The 13,339-nt window shown below is 35.4% G+C and carries 15 protein-coding genes; 2 read left to right on the top strand and 13 right to left on the bottom strand.

Features of this window, described 5'->3' with window-relative positions; all coding sequences use genetic code 11:
• Positions 1-5: 5 nt before the first annotated feature.
• Both ACFEMA_RS06720 and ACFEMA_RS06715 read right to left on the bottom strand, forming a co-directional pair.
• A complete protein-coding gene (locus tag ACFEMA_RS06720) occupies positions 6-917 on the bottom strand; it encodes an aldose 1-epimerase (protein WP_411767300.1) in 912 nt (303 codons plus the stop codon).
• 4 nt (positions 918-921) lie between these two features.
• The gene (locus tag ACFEMA_RS06715; protein ID WP_411767299.1) at positions 922-1,920 is read right to left on the bottom strand and encodes a GntR family transcriptional regulator; all 999 of its coding nucleotides are present in this window, start codon (positions 1,918-1,920) and stop codon (positions 922-924) included.
• Positions 1,921-2,037: 117 nt separating this feature from the next.
• On the opposite strand from ACFEMA_RS06715, the gene ACFEMA_RS06710 reads away from it, so the two are divergent.
• Positions 2,038-4,488 carry a DUF4982 domain-containing protein gene (locus ACFEMA_RS06710; RefSeq protein WP_411767298.1) on the top strand — a complete coding sequence of 817 codons (2,451 nt, stop codon included), beginning with the start codon at positions 2,038-2,040 and terminating at the stop codon, positions 4,486-4,488.
• A gap of 79 nt (positions 4,489-4,567) precedes the next feature.
• On the opposite strand, the gene ACFEMA_RS06705 is transcribed toward ACFEMA_RS06710, so the two are convergent.
• The 10 genes from ACFEMA_RS06705 to ACFEMA_RS06660 form a co-directional block, all read right to left on the bottom strand.
• The gene (locus ACFEMA_RS06705; RefSeq protein ID WP_411767297.1) at positions 4,568-6,031 is read right to left on the bottom strand and encodes an ArnT family glycosyltransferase; all 1,464 of its coding nucleotides are present in this window, start codon (positions 6,029-6,031) and stop codon (positions 4,568-4,570) included.
• A gap of 103 nt (positions 6,032-6,134) precedes the next feature.
• Positions 6,135-6,572: a DUF1801 domain-containing protein gene (locus ACFEMA_RS06700; protein ID WP_411767295.1), complete on the bottom strand. Its 438-nt coding sequence runs from the start codon at positions 6,570-6,572 to the stop codon at positions 6,135-6,137.
• Positions 6,573-6,578: 6 nt separating this feature from the next.
• Positions 6,579-6,959: a VOC family protein gene (locus ACFEMA_RS06695; protein ID WP_411767294.1), complete on the bottom strand. Its 381-nt coding sequence runs from the start codon at positions 6,957-6,959 to the stop codon at positions 6,579-6,581.
• A 187-nt stretch (positions 6,960-7,146) separates the two neighbouring features.
• A complete protein-coding gene (locus ACFEMA_RS06690; RefSeq protein ID WP_411767293.1) occupies positions 7,147-7,638 on the bottom strand; it encodes a DinB family protein in 492 nt (163 codons plus the stop codon).
• A 50-nt stretch (positions 7,639-7,688) separates the two neighbouring features.
• Positions 7,689-9,038: an alpha/beta hydrolase gene (locus tag ACFEMA_RS06685; protein WP_411767292.1), complete on the bottom strand. Its 1,350-nt coding sequence runs from the start codon at positions 9,036-9,038 to the stop codon at positions 7,689-7,691.
• A gap of 12 nt (positions 9,039-9,050) precedes the next feature.
• A complete protein-coding gene (locus tag ACFEMA_RS06680) occupies positions 9,051-9,233 on the bottom strand; it encodes a hypothetical protein (RefSeq protein ID WP_411767291.1) in 183 nt (60 codons plus the stop codon).
• A gap of 64 nt (positions 9,234-9,297) precedes the next feature.
• A complete protein-coding gene (locus ACFEMA_RS06675; RefSeq protein WP_411767290.1) occupies positions 9,298-9,948 on the bottom strand; it encodes a hypothetical protein in 651 nt (216 codons plus the stop codon).
• A gap of 1 nt (position 9,949) precedes the next feature.
• Positions 9,950-10,474, bottom strand: coding sequence for an RNA polymerase sigma factor (locus ACFEMA_RS06670; protein WP_411767289.1), 525 nt, complete (start codon positions 10,472-10,474; stop codon positions 9,950-9,952).
• Positions 10,475-10,686: 212 nt separating this feature from the next.
• Entirely contained in the window at positions 10,687-11,934 is a 1,248-nt protein-coding gene (locus ACFEMA_RS06665; RefSeq protein WP_411767288.1) for an NAD(P)/FAD-dependent oxidoreductase, read from the bottom strand.
• Between the two features lie 18 nt (positions 11,935-11,952).
• The gene (locus tag ACFEMA_RS06660) at positions 11,953-12,327 is read right to left on the bottom strand and encodes a proline racemase family protein (RefSeq protein WP_411767287.1); all 375 of its coding nucleotides are present in this window, start codon (positions 12,325-12,327) and stop codon (positions 11,953-11,955) included.
• Between ACFEMA_RS06660 and ACFEMA_RS06655 the strand changes: the two genes are divergently transcribed.
• On the top strand, positions 12,321-12,548 hold the full coding sequence (locus ACFEMA_RS06655) for a helix-turn-helix domain-containing protein (protein ID WP_411767286.1): 228 nt from the start codon (positions 12,321-12,323) through the stop codon (positions 12,546-12,548). The genes ACFEMA_RS06660 and ACFEMA_RS06655 overlap by 7 nt on opposite strands.
• A 96-nt stretch (positions 12,549-12,644) precedes the next feature.
• Here ACFEMA_RS06655 and ACFEMA_RS06650 read toward each other — a convergent pair whose 3' ends face one another.
• A complete protein-coding gene (locus ACFEMA_RS06650) occupies positions 12,645-13,169 on the bottom strand; it encodes a peptide-methionine (S)-S-oxide reductase (protein ID WP_411767285.1) in 525 nt (174 codons plus the stop codon).
• Positions 13,170-13,339: the final 170 nt, after the last annotated feature.

Raw genomic sequence — 13,339 nt, 5'->3', positions numbered from 1 at the left:
AATATTTAGTTAGTTTCTTTTTTAATGGAGTGAATGGAAACTGTCCATTCTATGACATATATCTCATTAGGTTTTAAAACCTTCAAGTTGATTTTATTGTTGAAATTATTTGCTGGACCAGTCATGGGCTCAATGGCAATTGTGTTTTGTCTCTCTGGTGTATATAATTGCAAAAAAATCTTCTTAGAAGATACTATTAATTTTAACTGATAATCTGGTGTAAATAAATGGACTTTGTTAGACTTTAAGAGGTAGCAATCGTCAAGTTTGATATTTTTAAATTCGAAAGGCATCTTAGTCTTTAGCTTTAAACGCTTTTCTGGAACTAGACGTTCGTCAAAAATGAATTTTTCATCACTATCAAAATACAAGTGACTGCAATCCAAATTTGAACTTTTAAAGTAAGGATGCCAACCTAATGAAAATGGAAACTCCGCCACATCTTCATTTTTCACGCTCAATTTTAAGGAAAGATTGTCTTTTCGCAACTCATAAATTAACTCAATGGTATATTTAAATGGGAAGCCCGATTGCCTTTCAGTTTGTCGATATCTCAAGACCACTATACCAATATCATTTTTAAGTTCACTTTTTACATATTCAAACTTCTTATTATAAACCAAACCGTGAAGCGCATTGTTTTTATCTACTTCATTACAGGTTAATTGATAATTCTCATCATTAAAATGATAACGTCCATCTTTAATACGACCTACAAAAGGGAAAAGAATGGCCGACTGATATTTACTCTGATAGTCCGATACAGAAAAATCTGCCAATACTGAAGTATTTTTAAGCACTAACTCATCCAACCTTCCGCCTTGATCGAGACAAATACTAAGACGTGAAGATTCATAAGGGTTCTGTAACTCCAAAAACCGAAGACCGTTTTTTTCTATATGTTTTACAGCGTACAAATTTTTATAGGGATTTTCTAATTATGACTTCATTTGGATTTTCAACTTGGGCATGCTCTTCATTCATTATAATTTTTGCCATTTGCTCACCCATCAATTTAAAGTTTGTAGAAATTGTAGTAATACCTCCTACAACTATTTCCTTAAGCAGTGAATCGTTATAGGCAATAATGCCTACATCTTTACCAATAATCAGTTCTTTTATTTGGATCTTTTTTATGAGTTCAATAAGACTTCGATCATCCAAAACAAAATAAACATCACCTAATCTAGGCTGCAGTTTTGACACGTCTGAAATCTCATTACATCGTATTGAATTTGCTTCAACAAAACGGTTAAACCCATTTAAAATGCCTTCTGGCTGATTTGATTTAGGGTTAACAAATATCAGCTGCTTATATGTCTTAAGTTTTGATTTTAATTCAGTTAAGCCTTTATAGACATTGCTTTCAAAGTTTTGAAATACACTTGCATAATCATCTAAACTTGTATTTGTCTGATCGAGAATATATACTTTATCCTTAGGTAGAGGACTCACTATACTTGAAACATTTTTAAGATTAGCTGGCATGATAACATAATAATTATAAGACCCTGAACTATCATTTATGTACTTTTCAAAGACATCTTCATTAAAATGATGAAAGAATATATCAACCTGTACATTGGTATCTAAAGCACTTAAAAAGGCATTGTACAAATCTTCTTTAAAAGCATTAAGCTCATCAAAAAGCAAAAAAACTTTTTTTGACACATTAACATCCTCACTTTTTATGTAATATCCTTTGCCCGCTACAGATTCAATAATACCACGTTTTTTTAATTCATTAAAAGCTTTAAACACGGTGTCCCTAGACAACGAAAACTCATTACGGATACTGTTCACAGATGGGAGTTTGTCACTTTTTTTAAGAGCTCCACTATCCAACGCATTCTCAATTGAATGGACAATTTGACGGTACTTAGGCACACCCTTACTTTTACTCACTTTTATAACTCTCATGTATCAAATATAAAAATTAACTGGTACGTACTGGTATGGTTTTGTAAAAATTTATTAAATTTGTTTACGATGAAGTGTCATAATGCTTATTTACTTACACCCCAACCTGTTTTATAAATGAAAATTGCTATCAATTTTATTACACTACTTGTAGCATTAATTTGCTTTCAATGTGCATCACCAGAAGACACAAGAGAAGTCATTATTTTAAAAAAAGATTGGAAGTTCAATAAAGGCAGTCATCCCGATGCCAAAGCAATAGATTTTAACGATACTGATTGGGAATCGGTAACTGTACCTCACGATTGGGCAATTTACGGTCCTTTTGATAAAGAAATAGACAAACAATCCATAGCAATTGTTCAAAATGGTGAAGAAGTGGCCACTGAAAAAACCGGAAGAACTGGAGCCTTACCCTATATCGGAGAAGGTTGGTACAGAAATGTGTTTTCACTTGATAATTTCGACTCAAATAAAAAAGTCCTGCTTCTTTTTGAAGGTGCTATGAGTGAACCCGAAGTGTTTTTAAATGGTCATAAAATTGGTGAATGGAAATATGGTTATAGCTACTTCTACTTCGATATTACTAAACACATCAATGGTACCAACAAAAATACACTGGCCGTAAAACTGACTAACGTCGGAAAATCTTCAAGATGGTATCCCGGTGCAGGCTTATATAGAAATGTAAGTATTATAGTTAAAAACAATGAAAGCTTTAATCAATGGGGAACCTTCATAACCACTCCTTCAGTTACTGCGGACGAGGCCAAAGTCAATATTAAAACTAAAATTACTGGTAATGACCTAAGGTTAGTTGCTGAAATATATGACAATGGAGGAACCCTAGTAAACACCATTGAAAGTACAACTTCAATCAATAATGAATTTGAACAGAATATTAAGATAAAAAAACCCAATCTATGGAGCCCAGAATCACCCTATTTATATACTGCAATTTTAAAATTATATAACGGAACTATCCTTAAAGATGAGATTAAACAACGCTTTGGTATAAGAACCATAGATTACAGTCCTGATACTGGTTTTAGTCTAAACGGAGAAATCAGAAAATTTAAAGGTGTCTGCTTGCATCACGATTTAGGACCAATAGGTACAGCGGTTAACAAATCGGCATTAAGGCGTCAACTCAAAATATTAAAGGATATGGGTTGCGATGCCATTAGAAGCGCACACAATATGCCATCCTTAGAACAATTAGAGCTATGCGACGAAATGGGTTTTATGTTCTTAGCCGAAAGTTTTGATGAATGGAAAAAACCAAAAGTCGAAAATGGTTATAATCGTTTCTTTGATGAATATGCAGAAAAAGATATTGTCAACTTAGTAAGAGCGACCAGAAACCACCCAAGTATCGTCATGTGGAGTTCCGGTAACGAAGTCCCCGACCAATGGGGAAGTGAAGGTGTAAAACGTGCAAAGTGGTTGCAAGACATTTTTCATAGAGAAGATCCTACACGACCAGTAACTGTTGGTATGGATCAAGTAAAAGCTGTTATGGAGTCAGGCTTTGGTGCCATTATGGATGTCCCAGGTCTAAATTACCGCGTGCATTTATATGAGGAAGCTTACGAGCGTTTTCCACAGGGCTTTCTTTTAGGCTCTGAAACAGCATCCACGGTAAGTTCAAGAGGTATTTATAAATTCCCTGTTGAAAAAGCGAGTATGAAAACTTATGATGATTTTCAATCTTCCTCTTACGACTTAGAATATTGTAGCTGGTCTAATCTGCCCGACGATGATTTTGTGCTTCAAGATGATAAACCTTGGGTGATTGGCGAGTTTGTTTGGACAGGATTTGATTACTTAGGCGAACCAACTCCATATGATGAAGCTTGGCCATCCCGTAGCTCTTATTTTGGCATTAGTGATTTAGCAGGTCTACCAAAAGACAGGTTTTATCTCTACAGAAGTCGTTGGAATACTGAAGATGAAACCCTACATATTTTACCCCATTGGAACTGGGAAGGTAGAGAGGGAGAAACAACTCCTGTATTTGTTTATACCAGCTATGAGAGTACCGAATTATTTTTAAACGGGGAAAGTCTGGGCGTTCAAGAGAAAAATGATTCCTCCCCGCAACACCGTTACCGCTTAATGTGGATGGACGTAAAATATGAACCCGGCACTTTAAAAGTTGTTGCTTTTGATAACGATGGAAATCCTGTTGCTGAAAAAGAAGTGAAAACTGCGGGTGAACCATATCAAATTGTGTTAGACCCAGATGTAAAAACACTAAAAGCCAACGGGGAAGACTTGGCTTTTGTTACGGTTTCTGTAGTAGATAAAGACGGCATACCTTGCCCTACAGCAACGAACCAGCTAAATTTTGAAGTCATCGGTAAAGGCTCTTATAGAGCAGCATGTAATGGCGACCCAACTTCTCTAGAATTGTTTCACTTACCAACTATGAAGTTATTCAGTGGAAAATTAGTTGTTTTAGTACAATCCACCGAAGAACCTGGTGATATAGAATTAAGAGTTTCTGGAGACCAGTTAAAAACTGGGATACTAGGAATAAAGTCTATTAATTTACCCGAACTTTGAAGTAAATATTGTGAAGCTTTTAATAGTTGTAGCTTTAAGTATTGCCAAAGGTATATGATGGAGGTGCTATATGCTGCTTTTATTCAAATACCCGATCATTAAATAGCGTTTTTAACTCGTTAAATGTTTGTTTGGGGTTCTTGCAAATGTAAATATGTTGATGTTGCTCTTCTTCAGTTTCTGAATATGGGTTATAAATTGTTTTTACTTTAATTACCTCTTCAAAATATCCCTTAAAAAAGTCTCCTACGTTATAACCTAAACCTATCGTTGTTTCTGGCATCTCGCCTTTTGGCACCCAATTGTAAAAGCTTCCGTGTAAGGAGAATGCCTCTGGCAAATCGTATCGCTCATTAAAAAGGTTAACTGCTCCTGCCTGTGCGTAATGCTTTCCCCAAATTATGGTATTGTTTTTTTCTCTATTTGGAAGGCTGTCGTACACATTTTTCAATTCCTTCAATGTAACAGCCCATTTTTCTTTTGAATATCTTTCATCAAATCTAACATTGAACTGACCATCCTTTACAACCTCTCTATTTTCAAACGGATAATCGTATTTTAAATAACTTTTCAACGGAAATATAGGCATGCCAAAAGGAATCAAAAAAACTCCTGTTAAAAGAATAATCCCAGTTGGGTAGATCAACCATTTCCTTTTTGGTAGAATAGTGTGTACCCAAAATACACCACCAAATGGTAAAATCGTTAATACAATAGGATAAAAGTAGTAGCTCTTTCCTTGACTAAACGCTAAAAAAATAACAGATAACAATACCGATACCTTTAAGGGTTTATAGGCTTTTGTTGAATTATGAAACATTGAAATAATTGCCGGAATCGTAATGAACAATGTTAATGGATTCAATGCCATAAAAAGGCCTTGTACAACTTCTATAGGTGCTTGTTTGACCAACTGTGTTTCATAAAGTCGGTCAAACATTTTTAGAACCGGAAAATCGTTAAGGACTTGCCAAATAAGGTTTGGACTTATCAATAAAATAAAGACGAAAATGTTCCACCAAAATTTATCTCTAAACAACGCCAGTCTGGTAAATCTAAAAAATAGCAATGCTGAAACACCAAAAACAAAAAACACTGCATCATATTTAGTCAAAAATGCCAATGCAGTAGTCAAGGTTAAATACCATAAATATTTTTTATCTAAGTACTTAATGTATTTAAGAAGTAAGAAGAAATTCAACACCCAGAACAACTGACTAAAAACTACTGGTTGAAATAACTGTTGGGAACGTCCAAAGGCTGGTGCAATAATAATACAAGTCAAAACCAAAAGCACAGCTTTTGTTTTCCCGCCCAATTCAACAGTGATTTTAGAAACAAGAATGATAATGAGAATTGCAGCAATATGAGGAAAAATATGGTGTACCATGACGGCTTCAGACTGAAACAGGTTTTGGATAAATGCCAAGACCCCAATTAGCGGTGGAAATTCCATATAACCAAACGCCAAATTATTTCCAGTTTCTATATGCAAGAGTTCATCGCCTTGAAAACCCGAATTAGAATCAGCCCACAAATGCATAAAGAGCTTCAGTATGCAAAAAAATAGAACAGTTAGCTTGGTCTTTTTATCCATTTTTGATACCATTATAAATGGTAGTTTTAATTTTTAAAATTGCCTTTAGTCATCCTTTAATTTTCGATATTGTAAGTCCTTCATTTAATTTCTTCGCATTAGAATCTTCAATTGCCAAGGCAATAGCATTCTCCAATAAACCCTTAACTTTTTTATCTTGAAAATCTTCAGTAGAATTTATGGGAATATGCCTAATCAATTTCCCTGTTCCTTGCAGCAAATTATTTGGATCATTTAACAATGCACCTTTGTTGAAACCAAGATTAAAGTGGTTGGTATAAATAGGAATCATACAAAAGGCATCAGACATCTTTTCAGATACGGAATATAAAGACGTTAATGCGTGGGTGTGATACAAAAGCTCGTTGCTATTAGGGTGGATAGACAAGATAAAACTTCTTAATTCTAGATATAAATCTATGAGTGCTTGCTCTTTATACTTTAGGTGTCTTAAAAAATCTGGATGCAGTTCTCTAGTTTCTGACATTTGTTATTAGGATTGGTTATGGTACTGAACTACACAAACAATATTTCCTTCAGTGTCCAGAAACTTTACTAGCCAACCCACATACGGTATTTCGGTTTTTGGCATCACGATTTTGCCGCTGTTGGCTTCAATCTTGGCAATAATCTCATCAATATCTGAAACGGAAATAGAACATTCAAAACCATTAATCTTCTCGTCTATGGGACTGTACTTTCTTGACTGTAATGCACCAATTAATTTGCCTTCGTCGTCAGGCCTGTCTTTGATTTGCAAGAAATCATCCTGCCCATAACTGCTATAATCCCATCCAAACAAACTGGAATAAAATGTCTTTGCCCGGTCAATATCATCTATATAAATAGCGAAGTGCGAAAGGTTGTTTTTCATAATCTTACTTTTTTAGTAGGCTAACGCCTGTTATTATAAAGCCGATTGCAGCACACCAAACACCCCAATCAGGATGATTACTAAAACTCAAAAAACCTGTAATAATAAGTGTGTTGCCTAACGCAACCCATCCTTTGCGTTTCTTTACTCTTTCCTTCGATAATGACCAAGATATCGTTTTCATTTTTTAAAAGTATTTCTCTTTAATGATGTTTACGTGATGTATTTCGTGCCCAATAATTGACTTAAGAAAGTCCTCTAAGGTTATTTCATAGTCATTGGCCTTTCCTTTTATTTTAAGTTGATCCTCTGATAAGCCTTCTATAAAACTGATGCTCGCCTTCCTTACATTCTTAAAATCATAAACCATATATTTAAAAGTCAACTCATCAAAACGACTATTTTCAACTAAGGCATTTTGGTCATAGCTCCATAGGTTTACTGTTTCATTTCTACTGAGAAGATGTGCACGCGACATCTTTATCCTCTCGTGGTCGGTAATATGCCCTACTACCTGTTTAATACTCCACTTATCTCTTGCATAACGGTAAGTCGCTTTTTTCTCATCTATGGATTCCAAGAATTCAAATGTGGATGTAGAAGAAAAAAGTTTGTGACAACTCATATTTCCTGCAAGGTCAAAATAGTATGGAAAACCATCAGAAGGGATGTAACTCATATTTGACACGGTTAAATTTGAAGGGTTAAACACATAAAATTAATGTTTTTTTAGTTGATTGAACCAAGAAAAGTAACTATAGCATCCCAATATTCCTCCGCTCCTTTTTGCCCTGTCCATAGTGCTTTTGAGCCATGAAATCCTTCTGATTTCGGAATGAACTGTGATTGCTTTTCGCTTAATTTTGAATCCCCTATCAAAGCAGTTAATGCTTGAGATTCTTCTTTTGAAGAGGTTACCAAGAATGGTTTATCCGCTTTCGCACCCGCCTGTTTGGCCGGCAGGAAAGCTGTACTTAACGAAGGTGCTGCATCACCAAAATAGTCACCCGGACTAAAGGCAATGATAGCTTTTACGTTGTCGTTTGAAACACCTTCAAGCAATGCCAGACTAGAGGAATAGGAACTTCCCCAAACAATCATCTTTTGGTTGTATTTCTTAGCTAGAAATTCAATTGCTGCTTTTATATCCTGTTGTGCATCGACCATTTGGTTTTTTAGGCCTTCATTTTTGGCTCGTTCCGCAGTAATATTCGATTTTCCTGCAAAGTTTCCGCCCGAACGTAAATCGACTGCCAAACAGTTATACCCCATCTCATTCAGTTTGGGTGCGATATCCGCATATTCAAAACGGTTATAACCGGCTTGGTGACACAATAGCACAATGGGTTTGTCCTTTCCAATATCATAAAGATTTCCATGTATCGATAGCCCATCTGCTGCCTTAAACTCAACCTTTACGGGCTGATATTTTTCACCTAATGCACCAGGGCTTGGTAGTTGCACACTCTCTTTCATTTTTTTCTGTGCATCCATTTCTTGCTTTATTAGGTTTTCAATAAGCTCAATACGTGTAAACTTACCTTCAGCATCAAAATAAACATAAGATTCTCGGACACCTAATGCTACAAAATCATATTTCACTTTTGCCTTCCCTTCAGAACTTTCTAAAATGGTCATTGAATTCAATTTAGGAAGATTGGAAACAATGTTATTGAGTATAGCTGGTGTATTTGCCACAGGAATTGGGTCAAATTTCAATTCAGCACTCACATAATCCTTTAGGGGTGTTACGGATTTTTCAGAAAAACTTTGTTGAAAAGCAGCAACTTGTTTTGAATAGTCCTGTGCTATGACACCAAAGCTAGTAAAGAGCATCATAAGAAAAACTGTTGCCTTATTGGATGTGTTCTTCCCTTTAAAACGTTTAATTATAAAAGGTAATAAAACCAAAAAGCCACCTACAAGAAAAATATAGTTGGGGAGATCTTCTTCGACAAAATGACTTACCTTCAAAATATTGAACATCTTTGCCAAGGTCATTGCGCCTGCAATAATTATTAGGATAGTTCCTATTTTTTGAATGCGATTGTAATCTTTAAATTTTACTGAAGTATTCATTACTGATGAGTTTTATTTTTTATTGATAATGCCCAATTCGTTCTTTAATTTGTTCCACTTGGTAGATAGAAAGAGTACTAGTCCTACATTAAAAAGTAATACCTGGTAGTACCATGGATAATGGTCTGGAATCAGCGGGAAAGCCATGAGCATAATTAGCACTCCAACAATCTTGAGAATCTTTTTAAGCACCATAAAAATTATTTGTTATTTACCTAATACGTTACAAGAAAGCAGTTAGAATTACACTTTTAATAGATTATTTTTCGTCAAGGTCCTTTAAATTGGATTTCAATTGGTTCAAATAGTTACCAAATTTGACCTTTTGCTCATAGCGGGATAAGAAGTAGAATACAACAGCACCAAAAAGAATGACCAATACGACTAGGAGCGTTATTTTAAATGTCCCTTCAACAAAATGGTTCCTGTTGTTAACGAGATAGGCAATCCAACCAAACGCAGCGGAGTTGAATGCAACACCAGAATAGACATTGAGCTTTATCGTCTTTCCCATTATGTCAATAAATTTTTTTAAGGATTCTTTAATTGTAGTTGTCTTCGTTTCAAAACGTTTGATTTCACGAAAGGCTCTAAAATTCCAAGAGAGCATTGCAGTCATAAAGACAATAATTGTCGCCAAGAAGATTCGATTGTCAATTAAGCTAAATAAGGGTTCCAAAAACCTGAATTGCTCTGGATTTTTATAAGACCCTATGAGCATCACAAAACACACAAGTAATGTAAGTGTGCCAAAAATAAATTTAAAATACATCACTCTCTTAATCTTCACCAATACCGATTTTGAATCCTTCTTGATGAATTTTTCCACGACCAACTCATCAACATTGTTCTTTGAGATTGTTTCATCAACCACCGCTTTCCAAACCGATTTTAATTCCAATAGTTCCATCTTAATTCTCTTTTACGGTTTTAGACAATTTTGTTTTTATCCTGTTCATCTTTACACGGACATAATTTTGGGTAATCCCCACAATTTCTGCAATTTCTTCATTTGATTTTTCATCCAAGTGCAGCATCACTATGGCCTTTTCTACTTTATTTAGTTGAGAAATAGCAACATGCATCAGTTTCAGTTTTTCGCTTTCAACTTCTGATTTCTTTTCTTCACCCGCCTGCCGGCTGGGCAGGGAAGTGTCCTTAAACTGATCGGTCTGAAAAAAGAGTTGTTGCTTCTTCTTAGTTTTTCGCAAATCCTGAATAGCTACATTAATAGCTACCCGATACATCCAAGTCGAAAATTTGGAGTCTCCCCTAAATGATGTGTAGGATTTCCATAACTGAATTAGGATTTCTTGAAATAAATCCTTGCGATGCTCTTCATTATCGCAATACATACGGCTGACCTTATGGATAATACCTTGAGCATCCATAACGTTTCTTGAAAATTCCTTTTCTAAAGCAGCCTTACTATTCAATAAAAAATGAGTTTATACTTAGTAAGTTACATTTAACTCTGAATAATTACAGTTTTTGATAAAAATGTCTTGTGTTTTTTTACTAAAGCCATATAGTATTATGGTCTCTTCTTTGAACTTTAAAGAAAATATGCCTCGTTCTGAAGGGCTAACCTAAGTATTATACCCAAATGGCTCATTTAAACTAGCTTCTAGTCTAGGACCTTATGAATTTAAAATTTTCGATTAGGGTTAAATGCTCCTATATCCATGGACAGTTGTTTATTTGAAATAATTTCAGATACCAATTTTCCTGTACCAGGACCAAGACTCCATCCCATCATTGCATGACCCGTAGCAATGACTAGATTCTCAAATCCCTCGACTTTTCCGATGTAGGGTAGCCCATCTGGTGAAACAGGCCGTAGACCACATTTTGCAGCATCGATCTCTTCTTCAGTAATCTTTATTTCAGGGTAATATGTATTCACTTCATCCGCAATTGCTTGCACCCTGTTTTTGTTTATGTTGTGGTTTATTCCCGAAAATTCCATGGTGCCAGCAAATCGAGTAAAGCCATCCATTGGTGTTACGGCAATTTTTGCCTCACTCAGGATAGCGGGTATTTTAATGCCCGTTGGCCTGTATACATTGATACAATAGCCTTTGCCTGGCTGAATCTGAAGTGTAATGCCTAGTTTTTTAGCCAAGTTGCTGCTCCAAGTTCCCGCTGCCAGTACCACATTATCTGCCTCATAGGTGTTTTCTTTGGTCTTTACTGATTGTATGCGATGCTCTGAAATATTAAAATACTCAACAGCTTCTCCATACACTATACGCACCCCAGATCGAGTGAGGTAGTCTGCCATACGTGACATAAAGTCAATAGGGGTACTATGGGCGTCACAGTGATAATGGCAGGCTCCTTTTGCAGAAACATTTACTTCTGGTTGCATCTCTTGCAATTGCTTTTTTGTAACACCATTTACTTCAAGATTTAAAGCAGTGCCCTTTTCGGCCATTTCTTTTTCTTTAGCTTCATAAGCTTCCGTTTTATAAAGCATCAATAATCCTTTTCTTTCAAAGTGAAAGGGTCCTAAATCACCTGACTCTTTGATTTCATCAAATAATCGACTACTAAGAAGATTGAAATTAAGCAAAACGGGTATGGCTTTTTTTACTTTTTTTGCTGTAGAAGACCTATAGAAAGCCCAAGCCCATTTAAAAAATTCTATATCCCAACGAGGTTTTATGTAAAAAGGGCTTTTACTGTTTAGCATCCATTTTATCCCTTGTAAAATAACACCAGGCGCTGCCAATGGCACAAAGTGGCTCGGAGTAAGGTATCCTGCATTTACAATAGAGGCTCCTGTAGGTTGTTCTGATTTTTCAAGAACGGTAACCTTATGCCCTTTTTTGTGCAGGTAGTAGGCAGAGCATAGCCCTATTATCCCTCCGCCAACGACTACTGTGCTTTTCATAATGTTTCTTTTCTTAAATTATCTGGAAACCAAAGGATAAGAATCTGCTTCATCAATAGAGACCTCATTGTATCCATACTGTCTTGCCCAACCTGTTATACTTAGTATAATCCCTCCAAATTTACCACCTTTACATTTATTTTCCACAACACCCACAAATTTTGAACTGATAAAACTTTCATGCACAAATGGCTCACCAGTTGCTAGCTTACCTTTAGCTTCCAATAGAACCATCCTAGCTGAAGTGCCTGTACTACAAGGAGATCGATCAATGGCCTTATCTCCATAAAAAACGGCATTCCTAGCCACGGCATCCTTTGAAATGATCTCACCTATCCACAAAATATGGCTTACATCTTTTATGGACGGATTTTGATTTAGCTTATATGACAAAAAATTCGTTTTGTCGATTCTTTAAACAGCATACCAACAAGACGTTTTTCGACTTTTTGATTGCTTACCGATTAGAACATGTTTGCCAACAACTACTTCGGTCAAAAAATCGCTCAATAACCGAAATTTCTGGGGCATTAGGATTTCAATCCCAGTCCAATTTCAACAGAAAATTTAAAGAAATAAAGGGAGTAACACCGTCTGAATATCGTTTGCTCTGATTAAATGTTATCCCTTTTCAAGAATAAAATCCACAGCTGCTTGACCCTTGTTTTTTATTGAAAAAAACAATAATTGAAGTTGTTTTTATAAAAAAATTAATAATCCACATATTGCAAATGCTTTAGTTTGTTTTGGTTGGTATGCTCAGAAAATTGCTGCAACAACACTATTAATTTGGGATTGATAAAGCGCTCACAAAACGGTTTTTCGGGATTGTCGTAATAGTAGTTTTGAATCTGTTTGCGTGATGCTTTAAATTCGGAAAATGGTAAAACTACAGTCACTAGTTCAGAATCGAATTTCGACTGTAAGTTTTTTAAAATAGTCTCACTTTCAATTTTTTGGATTTCCGAAAACGTATAGATGGCCGAGCGGTATTTCTGTCGCATTGAATGATTTACAGTACTCTTATGCGTGTGTAAATGAATTTCAATCAAAACATTCAACGAAATAATTTGAGGGTTAAAATGCACAATGACAGCTTCAGAAAACATACTGTTTCCATCAACGGAAGCTACATAGCCCTGCTCTACGTTTTCAACTCCTTTCAAAGATTGAAAAACCGCTTCGGTACACCAATGGCAACCACCTCCCAATGCTATTTTTTGTAGTGCTGTCAAATTTTAAAGTGATTCATTATTCTAATATCTTTTATCGAAGGTGATCTTATAGGTAAGATACATCCTAGGGCTCTATAAATCTACATATTTTAATATACATCGTCTTCTCAATAATACCTGTATATTCTTAATCCAATCTATGGAGTAGCAATAAAAGTTATAGCATTTAT

Origin of the sequence: Winogradskyella sp. A3E31 (genome assembly GCF_046720935.1) — a bacterium.
Classification (GTDB): Bacteria; Bacteroidota; Bacteroidia; order Flavobacteriales; family Flavobacteriaceae; genus Winogradskyella.
This window is presented reverse-complemented; position numbering and strand designations above follow the sequence as displayed.

Bases quoted from the DNA above. Each gene is read 5' to 3' on its own strand.
- ACFEMA_RS06655 (WP_411767286.1), top strand. From the start codon at position 12,321: ATGACAAAAAATTCGTTTTGTCGATTCTTTAAACAGCATACCAACAAG.
- ACFEMA_RS06705 (WP_411767297.1), bottom strand. From the start codon at position 6,031: ATGCATTTGTGGGCTGATTCTAATTCGGGTTTTCAAGGCGATGAACTC.
- ACFEMA_RS06690 (WP_411767293.1), bottom strand. From the start codon at position 7,638: ATGAGTTACATCCCTTCTGATGGTTTTCCATACTATTTTGACCTTGCA.
- ACFEMA_RS06710 (WP_411767298.1), top strand. From the start codon at position 2,038: ATGAAAATTGCTATCAATTTTATTACACTACTTGTAGCATTAATTTGC.
- ACFEMA_RS06695 (WP_411767294.1), bottom strand. From the start codon at position 6,959: ATGAAAAACAACCTTTCGCACTTCGCTATTTATATAGATGATATTGAC.
- ACFEMA_RS06665 (WP_411767288.1), bottom strand. From the start codon at position 11,934: ATGAAAAGCACAGTAGTCGTTGGCGGAGGGATAATAGGGCTATGCTCT.
- ACFEMA_RS06715 (WP_411767299.1), bottom strand. From the start codon at position 1,920: ATGAGAGTTATAAAAGTGAGTAAAAGTAAGGGTGTGCCTAAGTACCGT.
- ACFEMA_RS06680 (WP_411767291.1), bottom strand. From the start codon at position 9,233: ATGGTGCTTAAAAAGATTCTCAAGATTGTTGGAGTGCTAATTATGCTC.
- ACFEMA_RS06675 (WP_411767290.1), bottom strand. From the start codon at position 9,948: ATGGAACTATTGGAATTAAAATCGGTTTGGAAAGCGGTGGTTGATGAA.
- ACFEMA_RS06700 (WP_411767295.1), bottom strand. From the start codon at position 6,572: ATGTCAGAAACTAGAGAACTGCATCCAGATTTTTTAAGACACCTAAAG.
- ACFEMA_RS06685 (WP_411767292.1), bottom strand. From the start codon at position 9,038: ATGAATACTTCAGTAAAATTTAAAGATTACAATCGCATTCAAAAAATA.